Annotated in this window: 13 protein-coding genes; 5 read left to right on the forward strand and 8 right to left on the reverse strand. The window is 71.7% G+C overall.

Annotated elements, in window-relative coordinates:
• Positions 1–5 precede the first annotated feature (5 nt).
• Positions 6–1,541: a multiple monosaccharide ABC transporter ATP-binding protein gene (gene mmsA / locus ACIA8L_RS21325; protein ID WP_395907011.1), complete on the reverse strand. Its 1,536-nt coding sequence runs from the start codon at positions 1,539–1,541 to the stop codon at positions 6–8.
• Positions 1,542–1,606: 65 nt separating this feature from the next.
• A complete protein-coding gene (gene chvE / locus ACIA8L_RS21330; RefSeq protein ID WP_395907013.1) occupies positions 1,607–2,737 on the reverse strand; it encodes a multiple monosaccharide ABC transporter substrate-binding protein in 1,131 nt (376 codons plus the stop codon).
• Between the two features lie 198 nt (positions 2,738–2,935).
• On the opposite strand from chvE, the gene ACIA8L_RS21335 reads away from it, so the two are divergent.
• From ACIA8L_RS21335 to ACIA8L_RS21350, 4 genes are all read left to right on the forward strand, one after another.
• Positions 2,936–4,321, forward strand: a complete 1,386-nt coding sequence (locus ACIA8L_RS21335) for an acyl-CoA synthetase (protein WP_395907015.1) — start codon at positions 2,936–2,938, stop codon at positions 4,319–4,321.
• A 34-nt stretch (positions 4,322–4,355) separates the two neighbouring features.
• Positions 4,356–4,811: a cold-shock protein gene (locus ACIA8L_RS21340; protein ID WP_395907017.1), complete on the forward strand. Its 456-nt coding sequence runs from the start codon at positions 4,356–4,358 to the stop codon at positions 4,809–4,811.
• 100 nt (positions 4,812–4,911) lie between these two features.
• Positions 4,912–5,892 (forward strand): SDR family oxidoreductase, encoded by a 981-nt coding sequence (locus ACIA8L_RS21345; RefSeq protein WP_395907019.1) that lies wholly within the window; start codon positions 4,912–4,914, stop codon positions 5,890–5,892.
• On the forward strand, positions 5,889–6,473 hold the full coding sequence (locus tag ACIA8L_RS21350) for a DinB family protein (protein WP_395907021.1): 585 nt from the start codon (positions 5,889–5,891) through the stop codon (positions 6,471–6,473). Before ACIA8L_RS21345 ends, ACIA8L_RS21350 begins: the two co-directional genes overlap by 4 nt.
• Position 6,474: 1 nt before the next feature.
• Here ACIA8L_RS21350 and ACIA8L_RS21355 read toward each other — a convergent pair whose 3' ends face one another.
• From ACIA8L_RS21355 to ACIA8L_RS21370, 4 genes are all read right to left on the reverse strand, one after another.
• Positions 6,475–9,771, reverse strand: coding sequence for an NACHT domain-containing protein (locus ACIA8L_RS21355; protein ID WP_395907023.1), 3,297 nt, complete (start codon positions 9,769–9,771; stop codon positions 6,475–6,477).
• 66 nt (positions 9,772–9,837) lie between these two features.
• Positions 9,838–10,434, reverse strand: coding sequence for a TetR/AcrR family transcriptional regulator (locus tag ACIA8L_RS21360; protein ID WP_395908050.1), 597 nt, complete (start codon positions 10,432–10,434; stop codon positions 9,838–9,840).
• Positions 10,435–10,455: 21 nt separating this feature from the next.
• Positions 10,456–12,597, reverse strand: coding sequence for a YhgE/Pip family protein (locus ACIA8L_RS21365; protein ID WP_395907025.1), 2,142 nt, complete (start codon positions 12,595–12,597; stop codon positions 10,456–10,458).
• The gene (locus tag ACIA8L_RS21370) at positions 12,594–13,154 is read right to left on the reverse strand and encodes an ATP-binding cassette domain-containing protein (RefSeq protein WP_395907027.1); all 561 of its coding nucleotides are present in this window, start codon (positions 13,152–13,154) and stop codon (positions 12,594–12,596) included. The genes ACIA8L_RS21365 and ACIA8L_RS21370 overlap by 4 nt, the downstream gene beginning before the upstream one ends.
• A 104-nt stretch (positions 13,155–13,258) precedes the next feature.
• Between ACIA8L_RS21370 and ACIA8L_RS21375 the strand changes: the two genes are divergently transcribed.
• The gene (locus ACIA8L_RS21375; protein WP_395907029.1) at positions 13,259–13,819 is read left to right on the forward strand and encodes a Clp protease N-terminal domain-containing protein; all 561 of its coding nucleotides are present in this window, start codon (positions 13,259–13,261) and stop codon (positions 13,817–13,819) included.
• Between the two features lie 63 nt (positions 13,820–13,882).
• Here ACIA8L_RS21375 and ACIA8L_RS21380 read toward each other — a convergent pair whose 3' ends face one another.
• On the reverse strand, positions 13,883–14,167 hold the full coding sequence (locus tag ACIA8L_RS21380; protein WP_395907031.1) for a hypothetical protein: 285 nt from the start codon (positions 14,165–14,167) through the stop codon (positions 13,883–13,885).
• Between the two features lie 249 nt (positions 14,168–14,416).
• Positions 14,417–18,139 carry a hypothetical protein gene (locus tag ACIA8L_RS21385; RefSeq protein WP_395907033.1) on the reverse strand — a complete coding sequence of 1,241 codons (3,723 nt, stop codon included), beginning with the start codon at positions 18,137–18,139 and terminating at the stop codon, positions 14,417–14,419.
• Positions 18,140–18,168: the final 29 nt, after the last annotated feature.

Genomic DNA, 18,168 nt, shown 5'->3' on the forward strand with positions numbered 1-18,168 from the left:
ACGGGTTACTCCTTGATCCTGGTCATGAGGCGCATCAAACGCTCCGGGGAGAACTCGGCCCGCTCGACCGAGCCGGTGACGCGCCCGGCCGACAGAGCGTAGATCCGGTCGCAGATGCCGAGCAGCTCGGGCAGCTCGGAGGAGATGACGAGGATCGCCTTGCCCTGGTCCGCGAGCTGATTGATGATCGTGTAGATCTCGTACTTGGCGCCGACGTCGATGCCGCGGGTCGGCTCGTCGAGGATCAGCACGTCCGGGTCGGTGAAGATCCACTTGGCCAGCACGACCTTCTGCTGGTTGCCGCCCGACAGCGTCCCGGCGATGGTGCCGACGCTCTTGGCCTTGATGTTGAGGCTGCCGCGGTAGCGCTCGGCGACCTCGTACTCCCGGTTGTCGTCGACCCAGCCGCCCCGGCCCGAGAGCTTGTTCAGCGCGGCGCCGGAGACGTTGCGCTGGATGTCCTCGATGAGGTTGAGGCCGTAGCGCTTGCGGTCCTCGGTGGCGTAGGCGATGCCGTGGCCGATCGCCTCCTGCACCGAGCGCAGCTGGATCGGCCGCCCGTTCTTGTACACCTGGCCGGAGATGTCCACGCCGTAGCTGCGGCCGAACACGCTCATCGCGAGCTCGGTGCGCCCGGCCCCCATCAGCCCGGCCAGGCCGACGATCTCCCCGGCCCGTAGGGTCAGCGAGGCGTCGTCGACGACCTTGCGGCCCGGCTGGGTCGGCGAGTGCACGGTCCAGTGCTCGACCCGCAGCACCTCCTCGCCGATCTTCGGCTCGTGCGGCGGGAACCGGTGCTCGAGGTCGCGGCCGACCATGCCGGAGATGATCCGGTCCTCGCTGACCCCGCCCGGCGCGTGCATGTCGAGCGTCTCGATGGTCCGCCCGTCGCGCAGGATCGTCGTGGAGTCGGCGATCGCCTCGATCTCGTTGAGCTTGTGCGAGATGATCACGCAGGTGACGCCCTGGTCGCGCAGCCCGCGCAGCAGGCCGAGCAGGTGCGCGGAGTCCTCGTCGTTGAGCGCCGCGGTCGGCTCGTCGAGGATCAGCAGCCGGACCTCCTTGGACAGCGCCTTGGCGATCTCGACGAGCTGCTGCTTGCCGACGCCGAGGTCCATCGCCGGCGTGACCGGGTTCTCCTGCAGCCCGACCCGGGCCAGGAGCTTGGCCGCGTCGTCGTTGGTGCGGTTCCAGTCGATCAGGCCCCGGCCGACCCGCTCGTTGCCGAGGAAGATGTTCTCGGCGATCGACAGGTGGGGAATGAGCGCGAGCTCCTGGTGGATGATGACGATCCCGCGCCGCTCCGAGTCCCGGATGCCGGCGAAGTGGCAGGGCTCGCCCTCGAAGAGGATCTCGCCTTCGTAGGAGCCGTGGCCGTACACACCGGAGAGGACCTTCATCAGGGTCGACTTGCCGGCGCCGTTCTCGCCGCAGATGGCGTGGATCTCGCCCCGGCGGACGGTGAGGTTGACGTCGTCCAGGGCCTTCACGCCCGGGAACGTCTTGGTGATGCCCCGCATCTGCAGGAGCGCCTCGGTCATGCTTGATCTCCCTCAGGGCCCATCGGGCCCGGGTGCCGTGACACCCGGGCCCGGTGGAGCGGGTGTTACTTCAGCTTGTCCTCGGTGTAGTAGCCACCGTCGATCAGGATCGACTTGTAGTTGGACTTGTACACCACGACCGGCTCGAGCAGGTAGGACGGGACGACCTTCTTGCCGTTGTCGTAGTCCTTGGTGTTGTTGACCTCGGGCTTGCCGCCCTTGAGCACGGCGTCACCCATCTTGACCGTGACGTCGGCGAGCTTGCGGGTGTCCTTGTAGATCGTCGCGTACTGCTCGCCCTTGATGATCGACTTGACCGACGCGACCTCGGCGTCCTGGCCGGTGACGATCGGGTAGGCCTGGCCGGCGGTCCCGTAGCCGGCGCTCTTGAGCGCCGAGAGGATGCCGATCGAGAGGCCGTCGTAGGGGGACAGGACGCCCTGGACCTTCGCGCCGCCGCCGTAGGCCTTGGTGATCAGGTCCTCCATGCGCTTCTGGGCCGTCGCCGGGTCCCAGCGCAGGATCGCGACCGTCTTGAAGTCCTTCTCACCGCTCTTGACGACCAGCGTGCCCTTGTCGATGTAGGGCTTGAGGGTGTCCATCGCGCCGTTGAAGAAGAACGTCGCGTTGTTGTCGTCGGGCGAACCGGCGAACAGCTCGACGTTGAACGGGCCGGTGGCGGTGCCGTCCGAGCCGTCCTCCTTCTTCAGGCCGAGGCCCACCAGCAGCGAGGTGGCCTGCTGCACGCCCACCTTGTAGTTGTCGAAGGTGGCGTAGTAGTCGACGTTCGGCGAGTTGCGGATCAGCCGGTCGTAGGCGATGACCGGGATCTTCTTGTCGGCCGCCTCCTGCAGCTGGGTGGTGATGGCCGTGCCGTCGATCGACGCGATGATGAGCAGCTTCGCGCCCTTGGTGATCTGGTTCTCGATCTGGTTGACCTGGGTCGGGATGTCATTCTCGGCATACTGCAGGTCGACTTTGTAGCCGAGCTTCTCCAGCGCCGCCTTGACGTTGTTGCCGTCGGCGATCCAGCGCTCCGACGACTTGGTCGGCATCGTGACGCCGACCAGCGCTCCGGCGTTGTTGCCGGGCGCGGTGGCGTCCTTGTCGGCCGTCTTCTCCGACGAACCACAGGCGACGACGCTGAAGGCGACGGCCAGGCCGATCGCTGAAGCGGCGATACGTGCGAACTTCACTTCTCCCCCTCAGGGCAGCGTGCAGCGGTCGGCTAGCGGGACGTTAGGGTGTTGAACGCTGCCACCGACGCGGTTTCGAAATTGTTGCTGGGGCGTTGCTGGCACAGTGTTAACGCTCACAAAGAGGGGTGTCAAGACGAGCTATCGGATCGTGATCCGGCCGTTTCCCCACGCTAAGCTCGTGTGACGATGGGCCCCATGCGCCTGCTGAACGGTCTGCACGCCCACGATACCGGCCATCGACTCGCCGTCAGTGTGAACGGTCGCGGTCTGTCCGCGCAGCGGTTACGCACCGCCGCGAACGCCGTCGCCGCCGACGTCCAGGGTGCGGCCACGGTCGCCGTCGACGCCACCCCCACCCTGGAGACGGTCGTCGCCGTGACCGGGGCGCTGCTGGCCGGGGCCGCGGTCGTGCCCGTGCCCGCCGACGCCGGCCCGGCCGAGCGCGAGCACATCCTGCGCGACTCCGGCGCCACCGTCATCCTGAGCAACCGGTTGCCCGGTGCCACGCCGATCGACCCGAATCGGCGGTCGGACTTCACGGTGCCGGCCCCGGCCCCCGACGACGTCGCGCTCGTCATGTACACCAGCGGCACCACCGGCGCCCCGAAGGGCGTCGAGCTCACCCACGGCGCCGTCGAGGCCGGCCTGGACGCCCTCGCCGAGGCCTGGGCCTGGACCCCCGAGGACCGGCTCGCGCACGGCCTGCCGCTGTTCCACGTCCACGGCCTGATCCTGGGCGTCCTCGGCGCGCTGCGGGTCGGCTCGCCCCTGATCCACACCGGCCGCCCCACGCCGGCCGCCTACGCCGCCGCCGGCGGCACCCTCTACTTCGGCGTCCCCACCGTCTGGTCCCGCGTCTGCGCCGAGCCCGCCGCCGCCCGCGCCCTGCGCCCGGCCCGCCTCCTCGTCTCCGGCAGCGCGCCGCTGCCCGTGCCCGTCTTCGAGCGGCTGTACGCCCTGACCGGCCACCGCCCCGTCGAGCGCTACGGCATGACCGAAACCCTCATCACGATCTCCAGCCGGTCCGACGGTGAACGCCGCCCGGGCCAGGTCGGCACCCCCGTCGCCGGCGTCGAGACGCGCCTGCTGGCCGAGGACGGCACCGACGCACCGCGCGACGGCGAGACGATCGGCGAGCTCGTCGTCAAAGGACCAATGCTGCTGCGGGGGTACCGTGCCCAGCCCGCCGGATCCGCCCGCACCCCGGACGGCTGGTTCCGCACCGGCGACCTCGCCCGCATCGCGCCCGACGGCTGGCACCGCATCGTCGGGCGGGCCTCCACCGACCTGATCAAGAGCGGCGGCTACCGCATCGGGGCCGGCGAGGTCGAGGACGCGCTCCTGGCCCACCCCGCGGTCCGCGAGGCCGCCGTCGTCGGGGTGCCCCACGAGGACCTCGGCGAGGCCGTCACCGCATACGTCGTCGCCGCTTCCGCGGTGCCCGAACGCGACCTGATCGACTTCGTCGCCGCCCACCTCAACGTCCACAAACGCCCCCGCGCCGTGCACTTCGTCGACGCCCTTCCGCGCAACGCCATGGGCAAGGTGCAGAAGAAACGGCTGTCCGGCCCTATGCTGTAGGCCGGACGTTTCTTGTGTGGGTGGGTGGTCTGTGGTGGAGACGGGCAGGATTCTGCGGTTCGACGAGGTGCGGGGTTACGGGTTCATCGCGCCCAACGCGGGCGGCGAGGACGTGTTCGTCCACGCCAACGACTTCGGCGACCAGCGGCACCTGGTCCATCCCGGCATGCGCGTCGAATACGAAGTCGAGGAGGGCGAGCGCGGCCTGAAGGTCTCGAGCGTGCGCATCCTCGACACCCCGCCCCCGCCGCGGCGCGAGCACACCCGCACGGTGGCCTCGGCGGCGGCCCCGTTCACCCCGGTCACCGACCACACCCCGGGCGGTGGCGACGACGACGGCCTGTGCGACGTGCTGTCCAGCCGCGAGTTCACCGCCGAGGTGACCGAGCTGCTCATCCAGCACGTCCCGACGCTCACCGGGGCCCAGATCGCCCAGGCCCGCCAGCACCTGGTCGCGTTCGCACGCAGCCACGGCTGGGTGGAAAGCTGAGCCGGCCGGCTCGAGTGCCCGCTTGCGGGCATGGGGGTGCGGGTGGGAACCCCCCGCCGCGCCGTAGGTGCGGAAGCGGGAAGCGGTTAGGGTCTTCGGCGTGAAGGTCTTGTTCATCGGCGGCAGCGGCATCATCAGCTCGGCCTGCTCGCAGCAGGCCGTTGACGACGGTCTCGAGCTCTACGTCCTCAACCGCGGCGAGTCCAGGCAACGCCCCCTCCCCGAGGGCGCGAAGCTGCTGCGGGCCGACATCCACGACCCGGCCGCCGTGCGCGAGGCGATCGCCGGGCTGTCGTTCGACGCCGTCGTCGACTGGGTCGCGTTCACCCCCGACGACGTGCGCGCCGACATCGAACTGTTCCGGGGCCGCACCGGGCAGTACGTGTTCATCAGCTCCGCGTCCGCGTATCAGACCCCACCGGCCCGCCTGCCGGTCCTGGAGTCCACGCCGCTGCGCAACCCGTTCTGGCAATACAGCCGCAACAAGATCGCCTGCGAGGACCTGCTCGTCCAGGTGTACCGCGACAAGGGCTTCCCGGCGACGATCGTCCGCCCGTCGCACACCTACGACCGCACCCTGGTCCCGTTCGACGGCGGCTGGACCGTCCCGGCCCGGATGCGCGCCGGCAAGGAGATCGTCGTGCACGGCGACGGCACCTCGCTGTGGACGCTGACCCACCACGAGGACTTCGCCCGCGCCTTCGTCCCGCTCCTGGGCCACCCGCGGGCCATCGGCGACGTCTTCCACATCACCAGCGACGACTACCTGACCTGGAACCAGATCGCCGAGCAGCTAGCGTCCGCCCTGGGCACCACGGCGAAGATCGTCCACGTCCCCTCCGACGCGATCGCCGCCGCCGACGCGGACTGGGGCGCCGGCCTCCTGGGCGACAAGACCCACTCGATGGTCTTCGACAACAGCAAGATCCGCGAGCTGGTCCCGGGCTGGCGCGCCACGATCCCGTTCCACCAGGGCGCCACCGAGATCGCGGCCTGGTTCGACGCCGACCCGGCCCGCCAGACCGTCAACGAGACGATGGACAAGCTGATGGACGACCTCGTGGCCCGGTGGCGCCCGTGACCACCACCAAGTCCCACCTGCGCCACTACCTGCAGGTGGCGCGCGACAACCTGCTGTGGAAGCTCGACGGCCTCCCGGAGTACGACATCCGCCGCCCCATGGTCCCGACCGGCACCAACCTGCTGGGCCTGGTGAAACACTGCGCCTCGATCGAGGCCGGCTACTTCGGCGAAACCTTCGGCCGCAAGTTCCCCGAACCCCTCCCCTGGTTCGACGACCCCGACGCCGAAGTCAACCTCGACATGTACACGACCCCCGACGAGTCCCGCGCCGACATCATCGGCCTCTACAAGCGCGTCTGGGCCCACGCCGACGAGACGTTCGACGCGCTGGACCTGGAGTCAACGGGCCGGGTCCCGTGGTGGAGCCCCGACGACCCGGGCGTAACCTTGGCCCAAATCATGATCCACGTGATCGCCGACGTGGAACGCCACTGCGGCCAGGCCGACATCCTCCGCGAAACCATCGACGGCGCCGTCGGCTGGCGCCCGGGCAAGGACAGTTTGGCCTTCGCCACGGATGAAGAATTCAAAGCCTTCCACGACAAAATCGAACAGGCCGCCCGAGCCGCGTCACAGTGACTCAGCCCTCCTGAGCCCGCTCCGCATACGCCCGCAAAGCCGCAATCTCCCCGCCTTCTTCAAACACAACCCCCCGGCCGTCGAGATATAGTCCGGCAAAATAAGCGCCATCATCGCCGGCCAGGAACACGGCATCATCCGGTTCTACATAGCGAATATTGTGAGCTCCAAACCCACTGATCCTACTTCTCAGTCGAGTAAGATCCGTCCAGTACCCGGGTCGCTCGAGTCGCAAATAGGTCAAATACGATGGATCGAACCAGTCGAACTCAATACTAGCCTCGGGATTCGCCGCAATAATCCTATCAATAAATTGCCGCCACTCCTTAAGTCGATTTACGTCCTCCATAGACGCCCGACCTTCCGCCATCCAGAGGGCTGCGACCACGGCGCTGAAATGTGGCGTATCAAGCGCGAGGAGGCCTCTCAAATCTGGAATCTGATCCAGGAGTTGCGGATGAGCGGATACGGCCGCTGCCAGATCCAACGACCCGGCACCTGGTATCGCATGAGTCGCAAGCCGCTTCACAACATCAAATGAGAGGTTGCGAGCGTCACGCGCGAGGATTCTGCCGAGCTGCTGTTTAGTGGAGTAGTTAATTTTCAATGCCGCATCGCAGTCTCTGATCGTGCTCTTAAGAAACTCAAGATCGTAGGGCAGAATATGACCGGTCGTGTGGGCCGTCGTTGGGAATTTCAGTAGCGTTCCCACCTTCTCATGCACGGTGACATCGTCACCGGACCACGTTTCATCCGGCCTTATAAATCGCTCACCCATAATACGAGAAGCCGCAGTCTGACGGTCACCAATAAGGACGGCCTCACGCGAGTCCATGCGATAAGGCAATTCTCCGGCGATGTCGGCAACAAAAATTGTATCGTCATGATACGTGCGCCTAAGCACGCCCGTGATAGTCAACCACGATTCGTTGGACAGGCCGGCTCGCCAGAGGCGGACCAGTGCGGCCCATGACTCGGGCGACTCGGCCATCGCGCTGATCGGCACCGGTTCGGTGTCGAGGTGCACGCGCAGGAGTACCAGGTTGGCCAGGTAGGCGGCTCGGCGGCGGACCGGGTCGTAGCGGACCGGGCGATAGCGCCCCTCCGCGGTGTCCGGTCGGTCACGGGCGTCGCGGATGAGCTTTTCGAGGACCTCGGACGGGCAGCCACCGGCCTGCTCCCGGGCGAAGCGCAGGATCGGCGCCCGCTGGCTTATCGGCTCGTGCGCCAGCAGCGAGACCAGCAGCGTGTCGTCCAGCTGCGCGTCCGCGTCCACCTCGCAGTGCCGCGCGAGCCGCGCCAGTTCGGACGTCATCAGCTCGGCGACCAGGTACTCGCCGAACGTGGCGTGGAGGAACTCGTAGACGCCACGGTGGTCGTGGATCGCCGCGTGGTGCAGGAAGAGGAACTCGCTCAGCACCCGGCGGGCCTCGGTGAGCTGCTCCGCCAGCGTCGTCTCACGTTTCGGCGCCTTGATGAGCGCCCCGAGGTCGTCGTCGAGCTCCTCGTGGGTGATGTGCTGCCGGCCGCGGTTGAACATGCCGAACGCCGTCAGCTGCAGTTCGCGGCGCTGCCGGTCCTGCCGGCGGGTGCGTTCGGCGGCGGAGATCTCGGCGTGTTCCTTCGCGACCTGGCGCTCGATGAACGTGTCGAGCAGCCGCCGGTACAGCTGCGCGGATGTCAGCTCCTCGCCGTCGAAGCCCGGCCGGCCGAGCTCGGCCAGGTAGACGGCCACGATGAGCAGGAGCAGCGGATCGCGGACGAGCTCGGCCACGCTGTCGTTCGCCAGCAAGGCTTCGGGGGACAGTGCGACGGACCCGTCGACGCCGGCGCGGGCCGTGTTCCAGGCTTCCGTCCAGCGCTCGATCCGGGCCTCGTCGAACCGCTCGACGCGGACGATCGGCGCGCCCTTCGGGATCTCGGCGCGTTCGGCGACCACCGTGCGGCTCGTCACCACCACCGCGACCGGCACGCCGAGCACCCGGGCGTCTTTCTGGAATGTCCGCACGTCGTCGAGGTAGCCGGACTGGGCGATGTTTGTCGCTTGGAGCAGCTCGTCGAAGCCGTCGAGGAGCACGACCATCCGCGCCTGGTGCCAGCAGACCCGGCCGGCGGCGGTGCACTCGACGCAGGGGCCGCACTCCTGGCGGACGTCCTGCAGCTCGACCCGCTCGGTCTGCAGGGTCTGGCGGAGCCGTTTGGTGATCTGCACGTCGAGGCGATCACCGGGGTTGACCTCGCGCAGTGGGACCCGCAGCACCGCGTACGACTCGGCCGGCAGCTGGGCCGCGAGGACCTCGGTGAGCAGTGACTTGCCGGCCCCGGGGTCGCCGAGCACGAGCAGCGGCACCTCCGTGCCGGCCTCGCTGGCCAGGTATGCGGCCAGGAACTCGACCAGGCCCTCGTGCTCGGGCTGCTCGTCCCACCACGAGGAGTCGGACGGCCGGCTGCCGGCTTCGTAGCGTGCGAGCCGGAACGCCGGTTCGACGAATCCCGCTTCGATGGTGGGCGTGAGCAGCGCTTCCCCGCCGGTGCGCAGCAGGTGTTCGCCGAGCACCGCGCGAGCGTGGGTGGCCAGGCGGGCGCGGAGGTCAGCCGGCGCCGTGCCCGGCATGACCTGGCGCATCAGCTGCCGCAGCGCGCCGAGCGCCTGCTGGGTCGCGCCGTGCTCGGTCAAGGTCAGCCACAGGGCGAACGGCGGCTCCGAGCCGAGTCGCAGCATCCGGTCGAGGTACAGCACCACCGCCCGCTCGACCAGGAACGACGGATCGGCCGGCCCGTGGAATCCGTCCAGGCCCGCGAGGAACTCGAGGCTTCGCGGGGCGAGGTCGGCGTAGAGCGGGCGGATGCGCGTGTGCAGGTTGTCGAGCAGCGGGTGGTCGGCCGAGGGGAAGGGCACGTCGGCGGTCAGCGCCTGGTCCACGAAGCCGGGCGGCGACTCCACGCCCGCGAGCCGCCGCTTGTCGTCGTCGGTGAGGTCCAGGCCCGTCTGCTCGGCGACGGCGTCGAAGAAGGCCGACAGCACCGTGATGGTGTGCGCGGCTACGAGGAGGTCCTGCCTGGTGCGCCCGGACGTGCCGCGGGCCTTCGCGGCCAGCTTGTCGACCGAGCCGGCCAGGAGTTTCGTGGCCTCGTTCTTCGGGTCGACCAGGCTGAGCACGACCAGCGCGGCCGGGCCGGCGGTGGCCGCGGCGGTGACGAACAGGGCTCCGCCGAGCATGCGGTCGAGGCCGGCCGAGGCGCCGTGTTCGTCGACGAGCTTCAGGGCCTGTGTGAACGAGAAGGGTGACCGCGACACACAGCAAACCCTATGAGCCGGGCCGGCCGGAACGTTTCGCCGGTTCGGGCACAAGCATCGGTCCGCTCAGATGCCGACTCTCGCGCGGATGACGGCGACCAGGGAGTCCTGAACCGACTCCAGGGTGCGGTCGGGTTCGAAGACGAGCCAGTCGACGGCCACGACCAGGCAGACGCCGAACAGGGCGGCCGCGGCCATGCGGACGTCCAGTGACGCCTCGAAGGAGCCCTCCGCCACGCCGCGGGCCAGGACCTCCGCGATCACGCCCACGGCCTCGTCGCGCAGCAGGTGCAGGGTCTGGTGCCATTCGCGGTTGGTGCGCCACATCTCCGACAGCAGCAGCTGGGCGAAGGCGCGGTGCCGCTGGATGTACGCCAGCTCGGCCCGGATCAGCGCCACCGCCTGCTCCGGCGGCGTCCCGACCGCGGCGACCGCGGCCTGGAAGTCGGCCGTCAGCAGGCCGACGCCGTGCCGGAGCAGGGCCTCGAAGAGGGCGTTCTTCGACGGGAAGTTGTAGTAGACGGTGCCCTTGGCGACACCGGCGGCCAGGGCGATGTCGTCGACCGTGGTGTTGGAGAAGCCGTGCTCGGCGATCAGGTCCATCGCGGCGTCGTACAGGCGCTGGCGGGTGTCGTCGCGGCGGCGGGTCCGGCCGTCGGGCACGGCATTCACGGCACACTCCCCTTACATCACCAGGTCCGGGTGGAGCTTGGCCGGGGTCAGGCGGCGGCCCCGCCACGCGGCCAGCGTGGTCAGGGCGAACGCCGCGGCCGCGAAGCCGGTCAGGACCAGGGCTCCGGTCATCACGGTACCGTCCGGGCCGCCGTTGATCAGGTGGCGCAGCCCCGACACCACGTACGTCATCGGCAGGAACGGGTGGATCGCCTGCAGGAAGCCCGGCGTCGTCTCGATCGGGTACGTGCCGCCCGACGACGTCAGCTGCAGCATCAGCACCGCGAGCGCGACCAGGCGTCCAGCGGGGCCGAGACGGGCACCGAACCACTGGATGAGGGCGGTGAACGCGACCGCGGTCAGGGCCAGGAAGGCATACATCCCGAGGGCGTGCACCGGGTGCAGGCCGAGCGCGAAGCGGACCACCAGGAACAGCGCGGTCGCCTGGACCACGCCGATCAGCAGCGCGGGCAGCCAGCCGGCCAGGGCGGCGCGCCACGGCCGGGCACCGGAGACCAGGTGGCGGCGGGTCAGGGGGCGCAGCACCATGTAGCTGATCATCGCGCCGACCCACAGGGCGAGGCCGAGGAAGTACGGGGCGAAGCCGGCGCCGTACGTCGCGGCCGGGTGCTCGGTCTCGCGGCTCAGCGCGACGGGGTCGCCGAGGACGCCGGCCCGTTCGGCGGCGGTGTCCGGGTCGTAGCCGGGGATCTTGTCGGCCCCGGTGGCCAGGCCGTCGGCGAGGCGGGTGGCGCCGTCGCCGAGGCTGGTCAGGCCGCTCGCCAGCCGGTGGCCGCCGTCGGACAGCGGGCCCAGACCGGAATCCAGCTGGCGCGCCCCGGTCGAGAGCCGATAGAGACCGCCGCTGAGGTCCTTCGCCCCATTGACTGCTCCGGTGGTACCGCCATGAAGCCGAGCGGCACCGCCCGCGAGCGCGTTCAGGCCGGTGGCGAGCTGGTCGACCTGCGTGCGGGCGGCGGCGACGTCGTCGGCGAGGTGCGGTGCGGCCTGCGCGATCCGGCGCGCGGTCGCCGCGACGTCGGTCATCTGCTGGCGCAGCTGGTCGAGGTCGCCGGTGTCGAGCCGGGTCTGGAGGGCCGCGGCGGCCTTGGCGGCGTTGTCGGCGGCCGCGAGGGCCGACCGGTACTCGGGACTGTCGACGATCTGCGGGTACACCTGACCGAGCTTCTGCACATCGGTTTTGGTCTTGGCGGTCTGCTCGGCGGCCGTCTTCGCGAGGCCGGGCAGGGCGTCGAGGTGCTCCAGGATCAGGTCGGCGCCGTCGGCGATGGCGGTCGCGGCGGTGGCGATGAGGTCGGCGTTGTCGCGCAGGACCGGCTCGATGCGGTCGGCTGCGGTGTCCACTTTGGACGCGAGGAGGCGGCCTCCGGCGGCGGCCTGGGCGGTGCCGTCCTCGAGCTGGGCGGCGCCCGCGTCCAGGGCGACCAGGCCGTCGTACAGCTGCTGTGAGCCCGCCGTCGCCGCCGCCAGGCCGCTGTCGAGCTGCCCGGCGCCGGTGTGCGCCCGGTCGATGCCGCCGGCCAGGTCACCGGCTCCGCTCCGGGCGTCGGCGGCGCCACCGGCCAGCTGGGACGCGCCGTCGGCGGCCTGCCGGGTCTGGGTCTTCAGGTCGGTGAAGCCGATGAGCATCCGGTCGAAGTAGCCGCGGGCGGCGGTGGCCGACGCGCTCGCCCGGACCTCGGTGAAGACGCTGCGGGCGAGCTGGCCGGAGAGGTAGTTGGTGGCGTCGTCGTTGACCACGGTGAGGCGGCCGCGGGCCGGGTCGCGCCGCGGGTCCGGCGGTGTGACGAGGGCGGCCGAGAAGTCGGCCGGGATGGTGAAGACGAGCTGGTAGCGGCCGTCCTCGAGGCCTTGGCGGGCCTGCTCGGCGGTGGCGGGCTGCCAGCCGAAGACGTCGCGGTGCCGCAGCTCGTCGGCCAGGTCGCGGCCGGCGGCGAGGGTGCTGCCGTCCTGGGCGGTCGCGGGCCGGTCGGCGTTGACGACGGCGACGGGGATGTGGCGCATGTTGCCGTACGGGTCCCAGAACGCCCACAGGTACAGCGCCCCGTACAGCAGCGGGATGAGCGCGAGGACGACCAGCGCGGCGACGGTGATGGGCGCGCGGAAGAACCGGCGCAGTTCGAACAGGCTCATGCCAGACGCTCCCGGGCGGTGACGACGACGGCGGATCCGGTCTCCCGCAACGCTTTGTACAGTTCCTGGCGCTCCACTTCGGACAGTCCGGTGTCGACGTCGTCGGCGAAGAGGATCCCGGGCTCGCCGACCCGGGCCAGGGTCAGCCCGAGCAGCTGCGCCTGAAGCCGGTCCAGGTCCCGGCCGAGGGTCCGCGGATCGAGCGGTACCCCCTCGAGCAAAGCCAGGGCCTGCCGCCGACGCTTGCGCAACGAGAAGGGGGCCCGGCCGAGCAGCACGAGCCGCTCCTCGACGTGCTCGGCGACGGTCAGGCCCGGCTCGGGCTCGTTGACCCCGGCGACGAACCCGAGCGCCGGCCGGGCGGTGCGCCGGACCGTCCCCGCGGTCGTGCGGAAGTGTCCGGCCAGGGCCAGCAGCAGCGACGTCCGCCCGCTCCCGGCGGCACCGTCGATGGTGTGGATGTCCCCGGCCGCGACGGCCAGGTCGACGTCGCGGAACACCCAGCCGCGCCGCGTCCGCGCGCCCAGCCCCTCGGCGACGAGCACCTCGTCGGCCACAGCAGCCTCCCCAAGTTCTTGAACTGACCAGTCAGTCTAAAAACATTCGCGTGGCTTCGCGCTATTCCTTGCGTCACTAACCCCAATGGGGTTACATAGGGGGCATGCAGATTGAGCTGACGATCCCCGATGAGCTCGCGGCCGCACTGGAGCGCACCGGCCTGCCGGCGGCCACCCTGTGCGAGCGGGCGCTGGAGCAGGCGGTCGGCCGGGCCACGGCCCTCCAGGGGCTCGACCCCGCCGCCCTCGACGACGAGGCCGCCCTGCCGCACTGCACCGCTCGGGCCCGGACCGCGGTGCGGCTGGCGTTCGAGCGCGGCGGGCCGGCCGCGACCACGGCGGACCTGTTGCACGGACTCCTGACGGAGGGCAAGAATCTGGCCGTCCGGCTCCTGCCGGCCCTGGGCGTCGACCCGGCCCGGATCGCCGTCGACGGCGCGGACGGCGGATCGGCGGCGGCCGCCCTGGAGCTGGCCCACCTGGAGGCGACGGGGCTCGGCCACAACTACGTCGGCGGCGAGCACCTGCTGCTCGGGCTGCTCGCCGAGCCGGACGGGCTCGCGGGCCGCACACTGCGCGCCCAAGGGGTCGATCTCCCGGGCGCGCGGGCGGCGGTGGTGGCGGCGCTGACCGGATACACCCATGGCCGCGTCGCGGGTCGCTAGCGCACTGCTCTATCTCGCGCTGATCCTGCCGATACTGCTGGAAATGCTGAACTCGCCGAGGTCCTAGCCGGCGCAGGCCGCGCCGGTCAGGGCCAGGCCGCGGGCCGACGCGCGGCGCCGCTCATACACGGCGCCCACCATGGCGATCGCCCACCGCATCCGCGCCACCGCGACCTCCGGATGGTCGCCGAACTCGCCGGCCACGCACGTCGCACAGCCGCGGCTGCCGAGCCGCGCGAACGACTCCGCGACCGCGCGCCGCACCACGACCGGCGCCGGGGACTCCGAGGACTGCACGCTGGAGACGAACAGGGCCTCCGCACGCGCAATCGCCAACACGTCGGGCATCTCGCACCTCCTGGAACGTTCACCCTGCTCACACCGTACGGAGACGGCGTGCCCACCCGCATCCGGGCCGCACCCCGGCGCGCCCCCGACACGAGCCCCTGAGAGGACCCCGACCTGCCGCCGGCCGACGACGTCCGTGCCGACGAGGCCTGTGTCGCCTGACAGTGATCACGACGGAGTGCTGCACTTCCAGTAGATCACCGTCCGTGCACGGACAGTCACCGAGGTCGTCTACCCGACCATATGTATTTAGTCGGCAACCTCCAGGTTGAACATCGGCGCGTACCGGAGGAGGCGTTCGCGGGTCTCAGCCGGCTTCTCCCGCACCGACGCCGCGGCCGCCCGGATCGCGTTCGCGTCGACGGGGCCGCGGATCGCCGGGGCGGCGCCGTCGTAGAACTCGGTGAGCACGATCGGGTCGGGCCAGTACACGATGCCGTCGGGGCAGGTGGCGGCGTCGACGTCGAGGGTGAGGCCGTAGGAGCGGAACCGGGCCAGGCGGGCGTGGGCGGCCCGGATCGGCAGGCCGTATCGGCCGGCGGCGAGGAGCAGCCGCAGCGCGTCCACGGTCCAGTCGTCCGGGCCGGCGACGGCCGCCTCGATCAGGGCGGCGTCGTAGCGGTCGGGGCGGTAGCCGGCGCTGGCCGGGTCGATCGCCGGGATCGGGGCGCCCAGGTGCCGGTACGGGGCCAGGGCGGTCAGCTGCTGCTCGAGGCTGCGACCGGCCCGCTCCGCCAGGCGGGCCAGGGCGTGCGGGGCCAGGGGCCGCCAATCGCCGTGGTCGCCGTGCTCCTGGACCAGCGCGGCGACGACGTCCGGGGCCGGGTGCAGGGCCCCGGCCACCGCCGGGATCGGCTGCAGCAGCGCCCGGCCGGCCGCGGCCTGCTGCACCGACAGCCCCTGCGCGGCCGCGGCCAGGAGGATCTCGGCCGGATGGGCGCGGTCGGCCGGGGTGCGCAGCGGGGCCGGGGATGGGGCGTTCAGCCGGGCGGCCGCCTCCGCGACCAGGTGGTGGGTCTCCTCGAGGGTGGCGCCCAGCTCCTGCGCCAGGTCGGCGAGCCGGTGCGGGGCCGGGGTGTCGGTGAGGTGGCGGACGAAGGCCGTGACCGGGTCGGCCGCCTCGGGGGCGTCGGCGGCGGTCCAGAACGCCACCGGGTAGCCGGCGCCGCGGAGGCGGTCGGCCCGGAAGCGGAGCTCGTCGGCGGTGAGGGGCCAGTTGTCGTGGGCCCACTGGAGGCGGCGGTGCGAGACGGCCGGGTTCCACGGTGCGGCGGTGTGGCCGGGGGCGGCGGCGAACAGGGCGACGTCGTACCGGTCGGGGACGAAGCCCTGCTCCGGGCCGGACCCGAACCAGGTCGCGGCGACGCGCAGGGTGATGCCGAGGCGGGCGGCGACGACCAGCAGGCGCACCGACGCCGGGCCGGGCTCGGCGGGCCAGCCCAGCGCGAGGAGCGTGGCGATCGGGTCGCCGCTGCCGACCGGGCGGGCCGGGGCCAGGTCGAGGCCGGCCAGGACGAACCGGCGGGCCCGGTACCGCACGTCACTGGTCCGCACGGCCGGCGCCACGAACGCGCCCTCGCCCGCCGCGACCTGCGCGTGCGCCGAGTCGATCAGGTGCAGCACGTAGCCGTCGAGGGGCTCCGGGACCGGGAAGCCCGCGGCCTCGGCCGGGGCGGGCGCGGCCGTGGCCTGGCGCCAGACCGCGCTCCGCCAGCCGTCGAGGAACGTGGCGGGTCGACGCTCTGCCGGCAGTACCAATGCCGCGTCCTGCACCAGACAGCCGAGCGCACCGAGCGGCGCCGGACCGGGGGCGGCGGACGCGTCGACCGGCAGGCGTTCCGAGCGGTGCCACTCGTAGACGAGCTGGGCCAGGCGCGGGTCGGCCGCCGTGAGCGTCCACAGCCAGCGGTGGGTGAAGCCGTCCCAGCCGGCGAGCGTCGCGATGCTCGCCGCCACCGCGGCCGCGACCCAGGCCTCGTCGTAGCCGATGAGGCGGTCGCCGGCCGGGCCGAGCCGGGGGCGGTGGGCGCCGGTCAGGTTGGCGATCCAGCCGTATCGGCCGGCGGGGCGCTCGACGAGCAGCCCGTCGGCGAGGAGCATGCTGTCGCCGTCGATCCACCAGACCTGGTCGGCGCCCGCGCGGGCGCGCTGCCGCAGCCGCGGATGCTGGGGGACGCCGGGCTCCCAGCGGCCGACGCGGGCCCCGGCCCGGTACACCTCGACCTCGTGCTCGGCCACGACGAGGTGCTCCGCGAGGACCGCCAGGACGTCGACGGCCACGTCGGCCGCGAGGAGCAGGCGGACGAGGGTGCCGCCGGTGCGGACGTCGGGGTCGTGCCGGATGCGGAACAGGCCGCCGTGGCCGGGGATGCGGGCGTGGACGCCGTCGGCCGTCCACACCAGGACCTCGTCGGCGACGGTGAACCAGGTGAGGGCGCCGATGCCGGAGCCGCCGGTGACGGTCGTGAACGCGGCGAGGATCGCGGCCTCGGTCCAGGCGGCGCGGGTGTCCTCGCACTCGACGTACTCGCGGCCCCGCTCGTCCACGCCCTGCCGGAACACGATCGGGCCGTCGCCGCTGTCCGGCCGGTGCGCGGCGCGGCGGTACAGCTCCCGGATCGCGATCGCCGGGTCGCCGTACAGGCCGGGGCCGGTGAGCAGCTCCCGGACGCCCGCGCCGGCCACCTCGAAGCGGGGCCGGGGCTCGCCGGGCGCGGTCGCGTCGAGGCGGGCCGGTACGCCGGCCGCTCCGGCCGCGGCGAGCACATCCTCGAGGGCCGCGTGCACGGCCGGGTGGTCGCAGTCGGCCTCCAGGACGAGGGCGTCGCCGCCGCGGTGCCACGCCGCCGCGGCCAGGGTCTCGTGGAGCGCGGCGAGGTCGATCGGGTCGGGGCCGCCGATGTGGTCGGCGAGGACGGCGCTCATCCGGCGCGGGTCGGCGGCCAGGACCCCGGCCACCCGGAGCAGGGTGTTGTCCTCCCACCGGTCGTCGCGGTCGAAAAGGTCCCGGTAGGCGAGCCACATCGCCAGGTCGTCGCGCTCGGTCGCGGTCAGCCGGGCGGCCCGGCGGGGCAGCCGCGCCGGGTCGGCCTCGACACCGTCGAGGGCGAGGGCCAGGGCCGCCTCCCGCCGGAACGGGGCGGTGACGAGGTCGGCCACCTCGCCCGGCAGCAGCCGGGTCCGCTCCAGCAGCCGGTACAGCGCGTCGAGGATCCGCAGCGGGTACTCGTCGTCGCTCCACCGGTCCGCGAGCCCGGTCCGCTCGGCCAGGGCCGCCCGGCCTGCCCGCACCGTGCGGGCGGCCGCCGCCACCTGGTCCCGCACGGCCGTCCGCAGACCGGCGAGGATCAGGTCGTCGCCGTCGGTCAGCGACCACAACGCGGTCGTCGCCGCCCCGCCGGGCCAGTAGTCGAGCGGCGGCATCCCCTCACAGAGGACCGGGTCCGGTTCGCCGTTGGAAGACCACACGATTTCCGGGGGTACTGCCGGCAGGAGCTCGCGGAGCGTGCGCGGGGACGAGGTCGGCCGCAGGCCGCGGGCGAGCGCCCGGCTGAGTGTGTGATCCGGCCGCGGGTCGGCGAAGCACACCGTCCCGGCGACGTCGAGGTCGACCGGGATCAGGCGGTCCGGGGCGATCCGGGCCACGTCGAGCGGCACCAGATAGTCAGCGCCGTCGATCCGGGTGACGTGGCCGCGGAAGTAGACGAGCAGCGTCCCGCCGGCCGGGGCCGCTTCGGCCGCGGCCTCGATCGCGTCCAGGCAGCGGTTGCGGGTCGCCGGCTCCTCGAGGTAGGTGACGGGGACGTCGCCGGCCGGGCGGGTGCCCAGGACGGTGATCGTGTAGCCGGACCGGTGCAGCGCCCGGCACACCGCCGACACGTCGGCCCGGACCACGTCCTCCGGGATCGGCTCGGGCAGCGAGTCACGCGGGCCGGCCGGGATGCCGATCACCAGGGCGTGCCGAGACGTCATCGATACTCCACGCAGACGGCGGACGCGTC

This window comes from Dactylosporangium sp. NPDC051541, assembly GCF_044454505.1.
In the GTDB taxonomy this organism is placed as follows: domain Bacteria; phylum Actinomycetota; class Actinomycetes; order Mycobacteriales; family Micromonosporaceae; genus Dactylosporangium.

What these genes read in the sequence shown, in the direction of transcription:
- mmsA (WP_395907011.1), bottom strand. Translation starts at nt 1,541, where the DNA reads ATGACCGAGGCGCTCCTGCAGATGCGGGGCATCACCAAGACGTTCCCG.
- ACIA8L_RS21335 (WP_395907015.1), top strand. Translation starts at nt 2,936, where the DNA reads ATGCGCCTGCTGAACGGTCTGCACGCCCACGATACCGGCCATCGACTC.
- ACIA8L_RS21365 (WP_395907025.1), bottom strand. Translation starts at nt 12,597, where the DNA reads ATGAGCCTGTTCGAACTGCGCCGGTTCTTCCGCGCGCCCATCACCGTC.
- ACIA8L_RS21375 (WP_395907029.1), top strand. Translation starts at nt 13,259, where the DNA reads ATGCAGATTGAGCTGACGATCCCCGATGAGCTCGCGGCCGCACTGGAG.
- ACIA8L_RS21380 (WP_395907031.1), bottom strand. Translation starts at nt 14,167, where the DNA reads ATGCCCGACGTGTTGGCGATTGCGCGTGCGGAGGCCCTGTTCGTCTCC.
- ACIA8L_RS21385 (WP_395907033.1), bottom strand. Translation starts at nt 18,139, where the DNA reads ATGACGTCTCGGCACGCCCTGGTGATCGGCATCCCGGCCGGCCCGCGT.